Source organism: Sanguibacter inulinus, assembly GCF_013415325.1.
In the GTDB taxonomy this organism is placed as follows: Bacteria; Actinomycetota; Actinomycetes; order Actinomycetales; family Cellulomonadaceae; genus Sanguibacter; species Sanguibacter inulinus.
Map to the genome: position 1 here is coordinate 57617 of NZ_JACBYE010000004.1, position 16920 is coordinate 74536.

Genomic DNA, 16920 nt, shown 5'->3' on the forward strand with positions numbered 1-16920 from the left:
CCTAGAGGTCGAGCGACCGAGAGACCGTCAGGCCTGGACCCACACCGTGGTGTCCTGCGGCACGGCAGTCTGCTCGCCGACCGTGGTCAGCGGACCGCTCGTGATGAGCACCTGGGCGCCAGCGGGCAGAGCGATCGGCGACTCGCCGAAGTTCGTCAGCACGAGCACGTCGTTGTTGACGAAGGCGAGCACCGAGGCCGACCCTGCGAAGTCCTCGACCCAGCCGAGCGACCCGAGACCGAGGTCCTTCGCACGACGCGTGGCGAGAGCCGCCTTGTACATGGAGTACGTCGAGCCCTCGGTCGTGCGCTGCACGTCGGCCGCGCACTCCTTGTAGGTGTCGGGCTGGGGCAGCCAGGTCTTGCCGGTCGGGCCGAAGCCGTAGCCGGGCGCGTCGGCGACCCAGGGGAGCGGCACGCGGCAGCCGTCGCGGCCGGCCTCGGTGTAGCCGGAGCGCCACCAGGCCGGGTCCTGACGGAGGTCGTCGTCGAGGTCGGTGTGCTCTGGCAGCCCGAGCTCTTCACCCTGGTACACGTACGCCGAGCCGGGGAGGCCGAGCATCTGGAGGGTCGCGGCGCGGGCGCGGCGCAGACCGAGCTCGGCGTCGGGCTGCGGGTCGGTCTTGCCGATCCCGTTCGGGCGCACCGCAGCACCGGTGAGGCCCATGCGGGAGGCGTGACGGACCACGTCGTGGTTCGACAGCACCCAGGTGGTCGGCGCGCCGACGGCGTCCGAGGCCTCGAGCGACGCGGTGACGACGCCGCGCAGCGCGGCGGCGTCCCAGGCCGTCGTCAGGTACGAGAAGTTGAAGGCCTGGTGCATCTCGTCGCTGCGCACGTAGCGTGCGAGGCGGCTCAGCGGCTCGACCCACGCCTCGGCGACGAGGGCACGGTCGCCCTCGTAGGGTGCGAGGACCTTGTGCCAGGCGCGGTAGATGTCGTGGACACCCTCCTGGTCGAACATCGGCCCGGAGTTGCCGGCACCCGTCGAGCCGTCGTCGGCGGCCTCGTGGGAGTCCTCGGGGCCGGGAGCCTCGGAGGAGCCCTCGACCATCGCGACCTCGCCGTCCCAGTCGGGCAGACCCGGGGCCTTGACCATGCCGTGGGCGACGTCGATGCGGAAGCCGTCGACCCCGCGGTCGAGCCAGAACCGCAAGATGTCCTCGAACTCGCTGCGCACCTCGGGGTGGTTCCAGTCGAGGTCGGGCTGGCGCGTGTCGAACATGTGCAGGTACCACTGGCCGTCGGTGATGCCGTCGGTCGCGGCTGCGGCGCGCTCGCTGACGCGCGTCCAGGCCGGTCCGCCGAAGATCGACTTCCAGTTGTTCGGCGGGAGCTCGCCGTGCTCGCCCTGGCCCTCGCGGAACAGGTAGCGGGCCCGCTCGGGGCTGCCGGGGCCGGCGGCGAGGGCGGCCTGGAACCAGGCGTGCTCGTCCGAGGTGTGGTTCGGGACGAGGTCGGCGATCACCTTGAGGCCACGCTCGTGCGCGCCGGCCAGGAGAGCCTCGAAGTCGTCGTTCGTGCCGAACAGCGGGTCGACCTCGCGGTAGTCGGCGACGTCGTAGCCGGCGTCGGCCTGCGGGGAGCGGTAGAACGGCGAGAGCCAGATCGCGTCGACGCCGAGGTCGACGAAGTGGTCGAGCTTCGAGGTGATGCCGGGGATGTCACCGATGCCGTCGCCGTCGGCGTCGGCGAAGGAGCGCGGGTACACCTGGTAGATCACGGCGGTGCGCCACCACTCACGGGCTGCGTCGCTCGCCGCGTGGATCACGGAGACTGTGGGGCTGGTGCTGGTCAGCTCGAGGGCGTCGGCGGCCGGGGCGGCAGCTGAGGTCGAGTCGAGGTTGGTCACGGCGGAGAGGTCCTTCGTGGTCGGAGACGGTGGATCGGGGGGTGGCGTGGGGGCTCAGCTCGGGCGCTGGGCGGCGTGGATCCGCATGTCGGGCGAGGCGCCCGTGGAGTTGCGGACGATGAGCTCGGGGTGGAACAGCAGCTCGGACCTCGGTGCGCTGCCCCCGTTGAGGAGGGCGACGAGAGCGCTGATGGCCGCGTGGCACATGGCCGAGACGGGCTGGCGCACCGTGGTCAGGGGCGGGTCGGTGAAGGCGATGAGCGGCGAGTCGTCGTAGCCGACGACCGACAGGTCGTGCGGTACCGTCAACCGGCGCTGGTGGGCGGCGCGCACGACGCCGAGGGCCATGAGGTCGGAGCCGCAGACGATCGCGGTGTGCCCGGAGTCGATGAGGTCGCCGCCGGCGGCCTGGCCGCCCTCGACGGTGAACAGCGAGGTCGCGACGTGCGGGCTGGCGTCCTCGATGCCGAGGTGGCGCTGCACGGCGTCCTGGAAGCCCTCGAGCTTGCGGCGGGCCGTGATGAAGCGGTCCGGGCCGGTGGCCAGGCCGATCTTCTGGTGCCCGAGCGAGACGAGGTGGCGCACGGACAGCTCCATGGCGGCGGTGTCGTCGGCCGAGACGAAGGGAGCCTCGATGTCGGAGGCGAAACCGTTGATGAAGACGAGCGGGATGCCCCGGGCCAGCAGCCTGTCGTAGCGCTCGCGGCTGGCCTGGGTGTCCGCGTGCAGACCGGAGACGAAGATGATGCCGTCGATCGAGTGGTCGAGCAGCATCTCGATGTACTCGTCCTCGGTCGTACCGCCGGGGGACTGGGTGCACAGCAGCGGGGTGTACCCGCGCTGGGACAGCATGCTCTCGATCGTCTGCGCGAAGGCCGGGAACACGGGGTTGGTGAGCTCTGGGACGATCAGCCCGACGAGCCCCGCGGACCGGTTGCGCAGCTTCTCGGGGCGCTCGTAGCCGAGCACGTCGAGGGCCGCGAGCACGGCCTGTCGCGTCTCGGACGCGACGCCGACCTTGCCGTTGAGGACGCGCGACACCGTCGCGGTGCTGACCCCGGCCTGCTGGGCGAGGTCGGTCAGGCGGGTCTTGCCGGCACCTGAGCCTTCGGGCGGGATGAGAGACACACCAGACCTCCTTGTCGTGCGTCAGGGCTGTCGTAGCGCTGATGGGCGTGGCCACGGAGGGTGGCCCCCGAGGCATGTTGCAAGACGTTGCAGAGCGACGACCGGCGCCTCATGCTACGACAGATCCGCGTGATCAGTGAAGAACTGGGTGATCTCACCCTCTCGCCTGCAAGGACTCTCGCATCGTTGCCTGAAAGTTACTGCAACGGCTTGCAAGGGGACGCCGGGACGGGCTACGGTCTGGTCCATCAGGGCCAAGGACGGTGGATCTCGCCGGAGGAGGCCGGGTTCATCACTCATCTTTGGGAGCACAACGATGCGACGGAGCATCCTTCTCGCCGGTGCGCTGGTCACCAGCCTCACCCTCGCGGCCTGCGGGTCGAGCGACGACAGCAACGACGACACGGCCTCGGGCGACGCGACGACGGCTGCCGCCGGCGGCGCCGGTTCGCTCACGATCTGGGTGGACGAGACCCGTGAGGCAGCCGTCGGTGCTGCCGCCGAGTCCTTCACTGAGGAGACCGGGGTCGAGGTCGACCTCGTCCAGAAGAACTTCGCGGACGTCCGCCCAGACTTCCTCGCCCAGGTGCCGACCGGTGAGGGCCCCGACATCACCGTCGGTGCGCACGACTGGCTCGGAGAGTTCGTCAACAACGGCGTGGTCGCGCCGATCGAGATCGGTGAGAAGGCCTCGGAGTTCGACGAGGTCGCGCTCCAGGTCTACACGCTCGACGGCCAGCTCTACGGTCTGCCCTACGGCGTCGAGAACGTCGCGCTGATCCGCAACACCGCACTCGCTCCCGAGGCTCCGGCCACCTGGGACGAGATGGTCGCTGCTGGCCAGGCCGCCGGGACGAAGTTCCCCGTGCTCATCCAGAGCGACGGCGAGGCAGGCGACCCGTACACGCACTACCCGATGCAGACGTCCTTCGGCTCGAAGGTCTTCGCCCAGGACGCTGACGGCCGCTACACCTCCGAGCTCACGCTCGCCGGCGAGGAGGGCCAGGCCTACGCCGCATGGCTCGCCGAGCAGGGTGCTGCCGGGATCCTCGACGTCGACACCACGTACGACATCGTCCTCGAGGAGTTCAAGAACGGGAACTCGCCGTTCATCATCGGCGGACCGTGGATGGTCGACTCCTTCGAGGGCCTCGAGCTCGCGATCGACCCCGTCCCGTCCGCCGGTGGACAGCCGTCGCAGCCGTTCATGGGTGCCCCCGGGTTCTTCGTCAACGCGCAGAGCGAGAACCAGCTGCTCGCCAACGAGTTCCTCGTCGACTACATGTCGACCACCGAGGCCCAGGTCGCCCTCTACGAGGCCGGCAACCGTCTCCCGGCGCTGACCGCTGCTGCCGACGAGGTCGCTGCCAAGGACCCGATCGTCGCGGGCTTCCGTGACGCTGCCGCCGACGCCGTCCCCGCACCGTCCATCCCCGAGATGGCATCGGTCTGGACCTTCTGGGGCAACACCGAGGCCGCGATCGTCTCCGGCAAGGCCGCCCCGGCCGAGGCCTGGGACAAGATGGTCAGCGACATCCAGGGCGCGATCGACGCCACGTCCTGATCCTCCGTACCACCTCCGTGGCGCGGGCTCCTCGTGGGCCCGCGCCACGCCTGGGCTCACGCAGCCGTGACCCCCACCCCCGAACTCCCGCTCCACCTCGTGTGCGACGCGGTCCGCAGCACGTCGCACGGAGGAACAGATGAGCTCGACCCAGCAGAAGCCCGAGGCGCAGGTGGACGGCCCTCGGCGGACGCCCTCGTCCCTGCTCTCGCACGCGCGAGACTTCCGTCCAGGATTCCTCGTCAAGCTGGCGGTCATGGCCGTCCTCGACGCCCTCGGCGTCTACGTCGTCATCACCGCCTTCACGGTCGGGTCGACGATCATCGCCTGGAGCATGATCGTGCTCCTCCTCGTGGCGAACGTCGTGTACTTCACCAAGCGCGCGCTGCCGATGAAGTACCTGCTGCCAGGCCTCGCCTTCCTCTTCGTCTACCAGGTGTTCACGATCGCCTACACGGGCTACATCGCGTTCACCAACTACGGTGACGGCCACAACGGCACCAAGCCGCAGGCCATCGAGGCTCTCCTCGCGCAGAACGAGAAGCGGGTCGAGGGCACCGACGCCTACCCGCTCGTCGTGGTGCGCGACGGGGACGAGCTCGGCTTCGCGATCATCGACGGCGACGAGGTCCGCGCGGGCACGGCCGAGGAGCCCCTCGCCGAGGTCGACGCCGAGGTCTCCGACGGTGCGATCACCTCGATCTCCGGCTTCGACATCCTCGACCGTCAGGGTGTGCTCGCCGAGCAGAAGGCCGTCGCTTCGCTGCGGGTGGCCTTCTCCGACGACCCGAACGACGGCTCGATCCGCACGCAGGACGGCCGCAACGGCTACATCTACGAGTCGATCCTCGAGTACGACGAGGCCGCCGACACCATGACGAACACCGAGACCGGAGTGGTCTACTCCGAGAACGACTCGGGTCAGTTCGCCTCGCCCGACGGCGAGACGCTCAACGTCGGCTGGCGCGTGTTCACAGGGCTCGACAACATCAAGACGGCCTTCGGCGACGAGCGCTACTCCGTGCCCTTCGTCAAGGTGCTGATCTGGACCTTCGTCTTCGCGATCACCTCGGTCGTCGGGACCTTCCTCATCGGTCTCTTCTTCGCGATCGTCCTCAACGACCCGCGCCTGAAGTACCGGCGCATCATGCGCTCGCTGCTGATCCTGCCGTACGCTTTCCCGGCCTTCATGTCCTTCTTGCTCTGGCGAGGGATGCTCAACACGAAGTACGGCTTCATCAACGAGACGTTCTTCGGCGGTATGGACATCAACTGGCTCGGCGACCCGACGCTAGCGCGGCTGGCAGTCCTCGGCGTGCAGATGTGGGTCGGCTTCCCCTACATGTTCCTCATCGCGACGGGCGCTCTGCAGTCGATCCCGGGGGAGACCATCGAGGCGGCCAAGATCGACGGCGCCGGCGCGCTGCGCATCTGGCGCTCGGTGACGATGCCGCTGCTCCTCATCGCCGTGACACCGCTGCTCATCGCGTCGTTCTCGTTCAACTTCAACAACTTCAACATCATCGAGATGCTGACAGCAGGTGGTCCGATGTTCTCGGACGCCTCGGTGCCGATCGGCTCGACCGACATCCTCATCACGATGGTCTACTCCATCTCCGGGCTGGACGGAGGAGCGCCGAAGAACTACGGCCTCGCCAGCGCCCTCTCGATCATCATCTTCGTCATCGTGGCGACGATCTCGGTGATCAGCTTCAAGAAGTCGCGGACCCTCGAGGAGATCAACTGACATGTCGACCACCACAGCGTCTCAGACTGCCCTCGCCCCGGACCGCGTCCGCTCCTCCCGCCGCCGCTGGTGGCGCGAGGTCGGGTGGCGCTACATCGTGGGTGTGCTCGCGATCGCCTACGCCGGCTTCCCGATCCTCTACATCATCTCGGCCTCCGTCTCCGACGGCGGCACGCTGACAGGCTCGACCACGCTGTTCAGCTCCTTCTCGACCGACAACTTCACCGCGCTCGGGGACACCCGGTTCTGGACCTGGGCCGTCAACACCCTGGTCATCGGCACCGTGACGGCGATCGCGACGGTGCTCATGGGCGCGGCTGCCGCGTACTCCTTCTCGCGCTTCCGCTTCAAGGGCCGTCGTCTGGGCCTGACCAGCCTGCTGGTCATCCAGATGTTCCCGCAGGTGCTGGCCTTCGTGGCCGTGTTCCTGCTGCTCATCAGCCTCGGAGAGGTCGTCCCGCTGCTGGGGCTCAACTCCCGGGTCGCGCTCATCATGGTGTACCTGGGTGGGGCGCTCGGCGTGAACACCTTCCTCATGTACGGGTTCTTCAACACGATCCCGGGGGAGCTCGACGAGGCCGCGAAGATCGACGGCGCGACCCACGCCCAGATCTTCTGGACGATCATCCTGCGCCTGGTTGCACCGATCCTCGCTGTCGTCGCGCTGCTGTCCTTCGTCGGGACCTTCTCCGACTTCCTGCTGGCCAAGCTGATCTTGCAGTCCGAGAAGAACTGGACACTCGCGGTCGGTCTGTACCAGTGGGTCTCGGACCAGCTCTCGGCCAACTGGGGTCTGTTCGCGGCTGGCGCCGTGATCAGCGCGATCCCCGTCGTCGCTCTCTTCATCTTCCTGCAGAAGTACATCGTCTCCGGCCTGACGGCCGGCTCCGTCAAGGGATGACCGTGCCGCACCTCCTCGACCACCCGCACCACGACGGCTCGGCGCTCTACGTCTCGAACCAGACGCCGAGCCTGGGGGAGACGGTCACCGTGCGGGTGCGTGTCCCGCTCGCCTGCACCGAGCGCGGCATCCACCTGCGTGTCGTGCGGGACGGCGAGCCGCGCATGTCGGCCGCCGCGCTCGTGGAGACCACGGCGACAGACCGGTGGTACGAGGCCCAGGTGCTGGTGCACAACCCCGTGACGAGCTACAGGTTCTTCGTCGACGAGCCCGGTGGTTACCGCTGGCTCAACGGCAAGGGGCTCTTCGCGCGCGAGGTCCCCGACGTCTCGGACTTCAGGCTGACCGTCTACGAGCCGGCGCCGTCGTGGATGACCGGGTCGCTCGTCTACCAGGTGTTCCCGGACCGCTTCGCACGCGGCATTGCCGAGAAGCCGACACCCGCGTGGGCGCAGGACGCCGACTGGGGCGACGAGCCGATCGGCTCGGGCCCTGGCGTCGGCACGCAGCTGTACGGCGGCGACCTGCCCGGCATCGAGCAGCACCTCGACCACCTCGTCGACCTCGGCGTCAGCACGGTCTACCTCACGCCCGTGTTCCCGGGGAGGTCCAACCACCGGTACGACGCGAGCAGCTTCGACCACGTCGACCCGCTGCTCGGCGGCGACGAGGCGCTCGTGTCGCTCTCGGCAGCCGTGCACGAGCGTGGCATGCGGATCATGGGCGACATCACCACGAACCACACGGGCGACGGGCACGAGTGGTTCGTCCGTGCGCAGGCCGACAGGTCCAGCCCCGAGGCGTCCTTCTACTACTGGCAGGACGCCGAGCCCGGCTACGTCGGCTGGCTCGAGCACGCCTCGCTGCCCAAGCTCGACTACACCTCGGAGGAGCTCGCGCGCCGGATGATCGAGGGTCCCGACTCCGTCATCGGTCGGTGGGTCGCCCAGCCCTTCGCCCTCGACGGCTGGCGGGTGGACGTGGCCAACATGACCGGCCGCTACGCCGACCAGGACATGACCCACGAGGTCGCCCGGACCGTGCGGCGCACGATGCAGGCCATCAACCCGGACGCCGTGCTCGTCTCCGAGCACTTCCACGACTCCGGCCTCGACATGATGGGCGACGGCTGGCACGCCAACATGAACTACTCGGCCTTCACCCGACCTGTGTGGTCCTGGGTGGTCGCCGAGGACAGCGAGGTGCCCGCGCTCGGGCTCCCCAGCACGCTGCCGCGCCGGTCCGGCCACGACATGGTGGCCGCCATGCGCGACTTCGACTCGGTCGTCCCGTGGAAGGTCGTCGCCTCGCAGTGGAACATGCTCGGCTCGCACGACACCCCGCGGCTTCGCTCCCTCGTCGGGAGCCTCGAGATGGTCGAGGTCGCAGCAGGTCTGCTGTTCACGTACCCAGGGACGCCGGTGGTCTTCGCCGGCGACGAGATCGGGGCCGAAGGGGTCAACGGCGAGCACGCGCGCGTCACCATGCCGTGGGACGAGCCCGAGCGCTGGGACGGTGACACCCTCGACGTGTACCGCCGCCTCGTCGCTCTGCGCAGGTCCAGCGTCGCGCTGCAGACCGGTGGTCTGCGCTGGGTCCTCGTCGAGGACGACGCCGTCGCGTTCCTGCGCGAGTCGCCTGAGGAGACCGTGCTCGTGCTCGTGGCCCGTGCGCCGTGGGGCGGGGCGGTGCTGCCCGAGGCCGTCGCTCCTGGCGCGCTGCCCGTGACCGTCTACGGCGACGTGCAGCTGGTCGGGGATGGCGACGGGTACAGGCTTCCCGGCGACGGTCCTGGTGTGCACGTGTGGCGGTTGCGCTAGCCCGTCGTCGGGCGGAGCGCTGAGACGAATCTCGTCGTCCCCAAGGGCGAGGTTCAGACAAGTATCCACAGCGAGGGTTTTGCCTTGATATGTCTCGACAGGGGCGAATCATGCTATTAGCATGTCGATCATCTGGAGCTCCGCAGCAGACAAGCACGGGATCCCCCGTGACGAGGCGATCTTCGCGATGAGTCGTGCTCACCTTGTCGTCGACCCGTTCGGCCCGCGACCGAGAGGGCGTCTTCGGCCCCCAGCGCTGTATATCGGGCCGTCACGAAGCGGGACGTTGGAGATCCTCGCGATGCACGAGCCACCCCGTCACGTCTTCATCTTCCACGTGATGCGCCTACGACACTCGACCGCTGCGGCTGTCGGCTACGAAGGAGAAGGAACATGAACGGCTCTCACCCCCAGGGGCTGTCGTCAGACGATGTGGCAGAGCTCGAGGCCTGGGCCGAGGCTGGAGACTTCGTCGGAGTCTCCGCGGGTCATGCTCTCGTCGGCGACGAGGCTCGCTCTGCTGGCCGGGCGCTCCTCGCAGCGGCAGGGATCGATGTCGATGCGCTGGACCACGAGCGGCTGTCGACGGCGTCATCGGAGGAGGCCGCAGCGCAACCCGTCACCCCAGGACCGGAATGGCATGTCCAGGCACCCGGTCCTCTCGATCGAGCTGCTCGCGAACGGGCGGCCAGGGAGGGCAAGGACCTCTCGACCTTCGTCCGTGACGTCGTCGACCAGTATCTGGCTGCGAGCTGAGTGCCGGGTCGCCCCGTGCCCGAGAACAGTCCGTGAAGTGCTGCAAGACGCGCGTCGACCAGCCGTCCATCGCGTCGTTAGGCTTGTCTCGTGCCCCACACCACCGAACGTGAGACTGCCGAGTCCGGCTACACGCAGGCCGACCGTCTGCGCTGGGTCGACGAGGCGCCCAAGAGCAAGGCGCGGACCCCCTTCGAGCGGGACCGTGCGCGGCTCGTGCACTCCTCAGCGCTGCGACGGCTCGGCGCCAAGACGCAGGTGCTCGGCCCTGCCTCGGACGACTTCATCCGCACCCGGCTCACCCACACTCTCGAGGTCGCGCAGGTCGGGCGAGAGCTCGGCAAGGCGCTCGGCTGCGACCCTGACGTCGTCGACACAGCATGCCTCGCGCACGACCTCGGTCACCCGCCCTTCGGGCACAACGGCGAGCGTGCCCTCGCCGAGATCGCCAAGGACATCGGCGGCTTCGAGGGCAACGCCCAGACCTTGCGGCTGCTCACCCGCCTCGAGGGGAAGGTCTTCGCCGAGGACGGCCGGGCTGTGGGCCTCAACCTCACGCGCGCCAGCCTGGACGCCTCGGTCAAGTACCCGTGGGCGTACCGGCAGGGACCGCTGCGCCTCGACGGGCGCCCGACGCACAAGTTCGGCGTCTACGCCGACGACATGCCCGTGTTCGAGTGGCTGCGCGACGGCGCCCCGGACGGTGTGAAGTGCCTCGAGGCGCAGGTCATGGACCTCGCCGACGACATCTCGTACTCCGTGCACGACGTCGAGGACGGGATCGTCGGCGGCCGCTTCGACCTCAAGATCCTCGAGGGCGACGAAGAGCGGGCTCGCGTCATCGACGCCGTGCAGACCTGGTACGGGCACCTCGTCTCGCCCGAGGGCCTGCGCGACGCGATCGACCGCCTCGACGCTGCCGGTCTGCTGGTGCAGGGCTTCGACGGGTCGCGCCGGGCGCTCGCGACGCTCAAGGACACCACGAGCCAGCTCATCGGGCGCTTCGCGAAGGCTGCCGAGCGTGCGACCCGGGCGCAGTACGGCGACGGTCCGCTCACCCGCTATGCGGCCATGCTGATCGTGCCTGAGGAGACCCTCGCCGAGATCCTCGTGCTCAAGGGGCTGGCCGTCGCGTACATCATGGCGCCGCGCGAGGGCGAGCCGCTGTACATCCACCAGCGCGAGCTCATCGCCGATCTCGTCGAGGTGCTGAGCGACCGGGCCCCCATCGCCCTCGAGCCGGCCTTCGCGATCGACTGGAAAGAGGCCGACGACGACGCCGCACGGTTGCGCGTCGTCGTGGACCAGGTGGCGTCGCTCACCGACGTCTCGGCAGCCCAGTGGCACGCTCGCCTCGTCCAGCCTGGGAAGCTCGACGACTGACGGCTGACGGCTGACGGCTGACGGCTGACGGCTGACGACTGAGGACTTACGACTGACAGCGGACCGCGGTGGACTGGCGTCCGACGACTGACGGGTGACCGACCACAGGCCGCAGCTGCCGGGAGTCTCGCTGCTGACGGCGTGAGACGGACGACTGACGGCTCAGAGACCGATGCTGAGCTCTGCGAGGACGCGGGTCAGACGCCCGACGAACTGTTCTGGCACCTCGACAGGCAGAGCGTCGACGGGCCACCAGGCGACGTCGTCGCTCTCGTCGCTGACCACCGGGACGCTGTCCGCGGGGGCGAACGCCACGTAGCCGACGTCCCAGTGAACGGCGCAGCGGCCGAAGCCGTCGCCGAGACTGTGCCGGTCCAGGTCGACCGGGACGAGGCCCGTGAGCTCGAGACCTGTCAGGCCGCTCTCCTCGTGGGCCTCGCGCGATGCTGCCGCAGCGACCGACCTGTCGCCGGGCTCGACGTGACCACCGAGCTGGACCCAGAACCGGCCCTTGCGGTGATAGCACAGCAGCACGTGCCGCAGGTCGGGGCTGAGCACGAAGGTGCTCGCGGTGAGGTGCTGGGGCGACGCGTCCCGGTCAGCGGTCCCGCCGCCGGCGAGGTACGCGAGGTACTCGGTGCGCAGCACCTGGAGGTGCTCTGCGCGAGGTTCCCAGGACGTGAGGACGTCGGCGAGGGCGTCGGTGCGCGGGTCCGGCTGATGGGCGTCGCCTGCGACGTGGGTGGGCGGCGCCTCCGCGACGGGAGCAGCGGTGGGGGAGTCGTCGGGGTGGGTCGCGTTCACCCCAGGACACTACCTGTGCCGGCGTACCCGGCCGGGTCGAAGGTGCCGAAGCGCTCGCGGAACGTGAAGGCGAAGTCCGGCCACAGCAGTGTGAGGCGCCCGTTGCGGTCGTCGCGGTACCAGCTCGTGCAACCACCGGTGCGCCACACGGTGCCCTCTCCAGCCTCGTCGAGCCACGCGGAGTACTCCTCCTCGGCGGTGCGCGACACCTCGAGCACCCCGGAGGACCGCACGTGCTCGAGCGCCCCGAGGACGTGCTCGATCTGCGTCTCGATCATGAACACGGCCGAGTTGTGCCCGAGGCTCGCCTGCGGTCCGTTGATGACGAACAGGTTCGGGAACCCGTGCACGCTCGTCGACGCGTAGGCGCTCATCCCCGCGGCCCAGTGCTCGGCGAGCGTCCCGCCGTCCCGTCCGACCACACGCTCAGCCCACGGTGGGCGGGTCGACTCGAAGCCTGTGGCGAGCACCAGGACGTCGAGCTCGTGCTCGCTGCCGTCTTCAGCCACCACGGTCGACCCGTGCACCTCGCGCAGGGCTGCCGGGACCACGGTGACGGTGCTCGACGCGACGGCGGGGTAGTAGTCGTCGGAGAGCAGCACGCGCTTGCAGCCGATCTCGTAGTCCGGGGTGAGGACGGCCCGCAGCGACTCGTCGGGCACCTGCTGGGCGAGGTGCCCGAGCGCGGTCGCCCGGAGGCTGTCGATGAAGCCTGGGACGGCGCGACGAGCCGCCAGGCCTTGCTCCATGTCCCAGAACATCCGGGACCGCAGCCGTTCGACAGCACCCGGGACCCTGCTCAGACCCCGGCGCTCGGCGGGTGAGTACTGACGGTTCTGCCGCGGCACGACGTACGGAGCGCTGCGCTGGAACAGCACCACCGAGCCGGCATCCCGGGCCACCTGCGGCAGGATCTGCACTGCAGACGCCCCGGACCCGACGATCCCGACCCGCTTCCCTGCCGTCTCGACGCTGTGGTCCCACCGGGCGGAGTGGAACACGGGCCCGTCGAAAGACCCCAGGCCAGGAGCCGCCGGGACACGCGGCTCGGACAGTCTCCCCGCGCAGACCACCACGGTGCGGCAGCTGTACGCGCCTGTCGTCGTCTCGACCGACCACCGCTGGGCGTCGGCGTCCCAGCGCATCGACAGGACCTCGGTGCCGAGCCGCAGATACGGGGCGAGACCCTCGTCCTCGACAGCCTCGGTCAGGTACTCGCGGATCTCCTCACCTGGCGCGAAGACCGCCGACCACTCCGCACGTGGCCTGAAGGAGTACGAGTAGAGGTGCGACGGCACGTCGCACCCGACCCCTGGGTAGTGGTTGTCCCGCCAGGTGCCGCCGACGCCCTCGCCGCGCTCGAGCACGACGAAGTCCGTGCGCCCGGACCGCAGGAGCCGGATGGCTGTCCCCAGGCCTGCGAAGCCAGCGCCGACGATCACGGTCTCGACCTGCGTCACGGTCGCAGCGGTGCTCATACCTGGGCCGCCTGGACAGGACCTGGCGCGAGTCGGCCGTCGACGAAAGCCTCGACGAGGGAGAGGACCTCGGCGGGACGTTCCGCGAGCAGCGCGTGACCGGCGTCGAGCTCCGCGTGACGGACGTCGTCGAAGGTGCCGACCAGCTCCTGCGAGAGGGCGGGGGAGACGAGCGCGTCTGCTCGCCCGGTCACGACGAGGACCGGGGCCGTCACATGCACGTGGCGCAGGTCTACGGAGCGTGCCCACGCCAGGCGTCGGGCTGTGAGCTCGCCTGCTGGGATGAGAGGAGGCGCCGCACCGCTCGGAGCCGACGGGCTCAGCAGCAGGAGACGCGCGACGGCATCGAGAAGGTCCGGGGTGCGCTCGCGGACGGTGAGCAGGTGGTCGAGGGCGTCTCGGAGACGGTCGTCCGGCGCGAGCCACCCGCCGAGCAGGACCAGCCCGGTCACACGCGGGTCGGCCGCAGCGACGGCCGTCGCGACGAGCGCACCGAAGGACGAACCGACGAGGACGATCGGGTGCGGGCCGTCGTCCTCCTGCTCTCCGATCCCGCCGTCGTGCTGGTGGCGCTGGTCGGCGAGGTCGTCGATCGTGCGGCGGACGTGCTCGACCTGCGCGTTGAAGGAGACACCAGCAGCCTCTGTCGAGAGGTCGACGGTGACCACGCGGCCGCGGCGAGCCAGCATCGGGTGGACGAAGGCGAAGTCGTCAGGGCTCCCGGAGAGGCCGGGCACCAGGACGACCGTGCTCGGCCGAGGGTTCGCCATCACGGCAGGCGTGCCCCGCTGATGAGGTCGGTGCGCTCGCGGTCTGCGGGCGCGGCGACCCCTGCGCCGCCGTCTCCTCCGTGTGCTCCGGTGCCGGTCGAGCCAGCTGCGCCAGCCTCTCGACCGGCATCTGTCCCGCGTGCCGTGGTCGGATCCCGGTCCGCAGAGGCAGCCCCAGACGTGGAGACGGAGGGCGTGGTGACCGGACCGTAGTCCGTCGTGCGCTGACGGACCGGGCGACCGATCTCGTCGGCGAGGCGGGCGACGTCGCTGCGGTCGAGCGCCCTGTAGGCCTCTGCACCGGCCTCGGGATCGAGCGTGCCGTCGAGCAGCAGCCCGCCGAGGTCGTTCGCCCCGCCGAGCAGCAGCGTCTGGCTCGTGCGCATGCCGAGCTTGGTCCACGCCGTCTGGATGTTGTCGATCCGACCGGTGAGGACGAGCCGCGCGACGGCGTGCAGCGCGCGTGTCTCACGCAGCGACGGCCCGCCTCTCGTCCCGGTGACGCCCGGGGCGTCCAGCGGGACGAAGGGCATCGCGATGAGCTCGGTGAACCCGCCCGTCGCGTCCTGCAGCGCGCCGAGACGACGCAGGTGCGCCAGCTGCTGCTCGGGCGACTCGACGTGCCCGTAGACGATCGTCGCGGTCGACCGCAACCCCGCCCCGTGGGCTGTCGTGATCGACCGCTCCCACTGCTCGACCGTGAGGACCGACGGACCACCGAGCACCTCACGGACGCGCTGGTCGAGCACGAAGGCACCCGTGCCGGGCACGGTGTCGACCCCGGCTGCTCGCAGCGCAGCGAGATACTCAGCGAGCGAGAGCCCGAGCCGTGCCGCACCCTCGTGCACCTCGGGTGGTCTGAAGGCGTGCAGGTGCATCTCGGGTGCCTGGGCGCGGATCGCCTCGACCAGGTCGAGGTAGTCGTAGCCGGGTCCGCCGCTCACGGCGCCCTGCGCGCAGATCTCTGTCGCGCCGAGCGAGCGTGCCTCGGCGACGAGGGCACCCACCCGCTCGACCGTCAGACGGTCCGGGGAGAACAGCGACGCGTCGATGTTCCGGTTCACCACGAAGGTCACGTCGTCACCGACGGTCTCGCGCCGGACCTCGTCGGCGAGGGCCGCGAGGGCGTCGAGGTCGGCTCCGTCCGCCTCGAGCAGCAGGAGGTAGTCGTCGTCCGACAGACCGGCGGGCGCGCTCGCGGCCCGGGAGAGGACGTCGGCGACAGCGGGGCTGAGTGCGGCTGTCGACGCGCGGGTCGGCAGGACAGGGAGGACCCGTGGGTCGAAGGGCCGACCGACGACGGGCGCGTCCTCGATCGCGAGGTAGGTGTCGGGGTCGACGAGCGGGTCGAGGTGCGGGCGGATGCGGTCGTCGACCCAGGTCCTGGCGTCGGCGAGATAGGGCGGGTGGGCCGTGAGGCGTTCGCGCAGCTCGAAACCGGCGGTCGCGGTCAGGGCTGCGAGGTCGCCGATGTGCGGCCAGGGACGCTCAGGGTTGACGTGGTCGGCGGTGAGCGGGCTGACGCCGCCCCAGTCGTCGATCCCGGCGCGGACGAGCAGCCCGAGCTCGTGCGGGTCGGTGAGGTTCGGCGGTGCCTGGACCGTCGCGTCAGGACCCATCACCACACGCGCCACGGCGACCGCGGCGATGTACTCCTGGAGCTCGAGGTCAGAGTCGTTCTGCATCGCGGTCCGCGGCTTGGCGCGGAAGTTCTGGACGATCGTCTCCTGGATGTGCCCGTACCGCTCGTGCGACGCACGGATCGCGAAGAGCGCCTCGGCGCGGTCGGCGTGGTCTTCGCCGATGCCGAGCAGGACACCGGTGGTGAAGGGGACCTTCGAGCGGCCGGCATCCTCGAGCACACGCAGCCGCAGCGCCGGGTCCTTGTCCGGGGAACCGTAGTGCACGCCGCCCTTCTCCGACCACAGCCGGGTCGCGGTGGTCTCGAGCATCATGCCCATCGAGGGTGCGACGGGCCGCAGCCGCTGGAGCTCGGCCCACGACATGACCCCGGGGTTGAGGTGGGGGAGCAGACCGGTCTCCTCGAGGACCAGGACAGCCATGGCCCGCACGTACTCGAGGGTCGAGCCGTAGCCGTGCTCGTCGAGCCACTCTCGCGCCGACGGCCACCGGTCCTCGGGACGGTCGCCGAGGGTGAAGAGCGCTTCCTTGCAGCCGAGCGCGGCCCCGGCGCGCGCCACGGCGAGGATGTCCTCGGGCTCCATGAAGGACTGCTCACCCGAGGCGCGCAGGCTCCCGGGCGTCTCGACGAACACGCAGTAGTGGCAGCGGTCCCTGCACAGCTTGGTGAGCGGGACGAAGACCTTCTTCGAGTACGTGATGATGCCCGCGCGACCGTTGCGCTCGAGGCCCTCGTCGCGGATCCGTGAGGCCAGGACGAGCAGCCGTTCGAGGTCGTCGCCGCGCGCGCCGAGCAGCAGGGCAGCGTCTGCCTGCGTCGTCGTGCCGGTCTGCTCGGCCCGGTCCAGGGCTCCGCTGATCGCCTCGCACGTCATGTGTCCTCCGCTCCCGGGCGCGCCCGGCCTTCTCTGTCTGTCGTGCTGCCGGCGGGCCGCGGAGGGCACCTGCTCGCGGCCTGTGACGACCGCTCCAGAGCACTCGGGAAGGCTCTGGGCAGGTGCCTGCGACGGCGAGGGCAGCTCTGAGCGACTGTACCTGCGCCGACGTGCCGAGGTCGGACGAGACGAAGGCCCTGTG

The 16920-nt window shown here is 69.9% G+C and carries 12 protein-coding genes; 6 read left to right on the forward strand and 6 right to left on the reverse strand.

The annotated features are described in order from the left end of the window. Positions 1-27 precede the first annotated feature (27 nt). Both HZZ10_RS02685 and HZZ10_RS02690 read right to left on the reverse strand, forming a co-directional pair. Complete coding sequence (locus tag HZZ10_RS02685; RefSeq protein WP_373367311.1) at positions 28-1851, reverse strand: glycoside hydrolase family 13 protein; 1824 nt, start codon at positions 1849-1851, stop codon at positions 28-30. A 54-nt stretch (positions 1852-1905) separates the two neighbouring features. Next, complete coding sequence (locus HZZ10_RS02690) at positions 1906-2979, reverse strand: LacI family DNA-binding transcriptional regulator (RefSeq protein WP_056131694.1); 1074 nt, start codon at positions 2977-2979, stop codon at positions 1906-1908. Positions 2980-3295: 316 nt separating this feature from the next. Between HZZ10_RS02690 and HZZ10_RS02695 the strand changes: the two genes are divergently transcribed. From HZZ10_RS02695 to HZZ10_RS02720, 6 genes are all read left to right on the forward strand, one after another. Beyond that, a complete protein-coding gene (locus HZZ10_RS02695; protein WP_179912308.1) occupies positions 3296-4543 on the forward strand; it encodes a sugar ABC transporter substrate-binding protein in 1248 nt (415 codons plus the stop codon). A 139-nt stretch (positions 4544-4682) separates the two neighbouring features. Then, positions 4683-6290, forward strand: coding sequence for an ABC transporter permease subunit (locus HZZ10_RS02700; protein ID WP_179912309.1), 1608 nt, complete (start codon positions 4683-4685; stop codon positions 6288-6290). Between the two features lies 1 nt (position 6291). After that, a complete protein-coding gene (locus HZZ10_RS02705; RefSeq protein WP_179912310.1) occupies positions 6292-7191 on the forward strand; it encodes a sugar ABC transporter permease in 900 nt (299 codons plus the stop codon). Further along, positions 7188-9011: a glycoside hydrolase family 13 protein gene (locus HZZ10_RS02710; protein ID WP_179912311.1), complete on the forward strand. Its 1824-nt coding sequence runs from the start codon at positions 7188-7190 to the stop codon at positions 9009-9011. Before HZZ10_RS02705 ends, HZZ10_RS02710 begins: the two co-directional genes overlap by 4 nt. Positions 9012-9404: 393 nt before the next feature. Next, the gene (locus tag HZZ10_RS02715; RefSeq protein ID WP_179912312.1) at positions 9405-9767 is read left to right on the forward strand and encodes a hypothetical protein; all 363 of its coding nucleotides are present in this window, start codon (positions 9405-9407) and stop codon (positions 9765-9767) included. A gap of 90 nt (positions 9768-9857) precedes the next feature. Next, the gene (locus HZZ10_RS02720) at positions 9858-11150 is read left to right on the forward strand and encodes a deoxyguanosinetriphosphate triphosphohydrolase (RefSeq protein WP_179912313.1); all 1293 of its coding nucleotides are present in this window, start codon (positions 9858-9860) and stop codon (positions 11148-11150) included. A 162-nt stretch (positions 11151-11312) separates the two neighbouring features. Here the strand turns inward: HZZ10_RS02720 and HZZ10_RS02725 are convergent, their stop codons facing one another. From HZZ10_RS02725 to cofG, 4 genes are read right to left on the reverse strand one after another with little or no spacing between them, the layout of a single operon-like run. Beyond that, positions 11313-11954 carry an NUDIX hydrolase gene (locus HZZ10_RS02725; protein WP_308507467.1) on the reverse strand — a complete coding sequence of 214 codons (642 nt, stop codon included), beginning with the start codon at positions 11952-11954 and terminating at the stop codon, positions 11313-11315. Beyond that, positions 11951-13432 (reverse strand): flavin-containing monooxygenase, encoded by a 1482-nt coding sequence (locus HZZ10_RS02730; protein WP_179912314.1) that lies wholly within the window; start codon positions 13430-13432, stop codon positions 11951-11953. Before HZZ10_RS02730 ends, HZZ10_RS02725 begins: the two co-directional genes overlap by 4 nt. Beyond that, complete coding sequence (locus HZZ10_RS02735; protein ID WP_179912315.1) at positions 13429-14202, reverse strand: alpha/beta fold hydrolase; 774 nt, start codon at positions 14200-14202, stop codon at positions 13429-13431. The genes HZZ10_RS02730 and HZZ10_RS02735 overlap by 4 nt, the downstream gene beginning before the upstream one ends. After that, positions 14202-16718, reverse strand: coding sequence for a 7,8-didemethyl-8-hydroxy-5-deazariboflavin synthase CofG (gene cofG / locus HZZ10_RS02740; RefSeq protein ID WP_179912316.1), 2517 nt, complete (start codon positions 16716-16718; stop codon positions 14202-14204). The genes HZZ10_RS02735 and cofG overlap by 1 nt, the downstream gene beginning before the upstream one ends. Positions 16719-16920 lie beyond the last annotated feature (202 nt).

Coding starts and splice junctions, on each gene's coding strand:
- HZZ10_RS02695 (WP_179912308.1), top strand. CDS start 3,296: ATGCGACGGAGCATCCTTCTCGCCGGTGCGCTGGTCACCAGCCTCACC.
- HZZ10_RS02705 (WP_179912310.1), top strand. CDS start 6,292: ATGTCGACCACCACAGCGTCTCAGACTGCCCTCGCCCCGGACCGCGTC.
- cofG (WP_179912316.1), bottom strand. CDS start 16,718: ATGACGTGCGAGGCGATCAGCGGAGCCCTGGACCGGGCCGAGCAGACC.
- HZZ10_RS02700 (WP_179912309.1), top strand. CDS start 4,683: ATGAGCTCGACCCAGCAGAAGCCCGAGGCGCAGGTGGACGGCCCTCGG.
- HZZ10_RS02735 (WP_179912315.1), bottom strand. CDS start 14,202: ATGGCGAACCCTCGGCCGAGCACGGTCGTCCTGGTGCCCGGCCTCTCC.
- HZZ10_RS02710 (WP_179912311.1), top strand. CDS start 7,188: ATGACCGTGCCGCACCTCCTCGACCACCCGCACCACGACGGCTCGGCG.
- HZZ10_RS02730 (WP_179912314.1), bottom strand. CDS start 13,432: ATGAGCACCGCTGCGACCGTGACGCAGGTCGAGACCGTGATCGTCGGC.
- HZZ10_RS02715 (WP_179912312.1), top strand. CDS start 9,405: ATGAACGGCTCTCACCCCCAGGGGCTGTCGTCAGACGATGTGGCAGAG.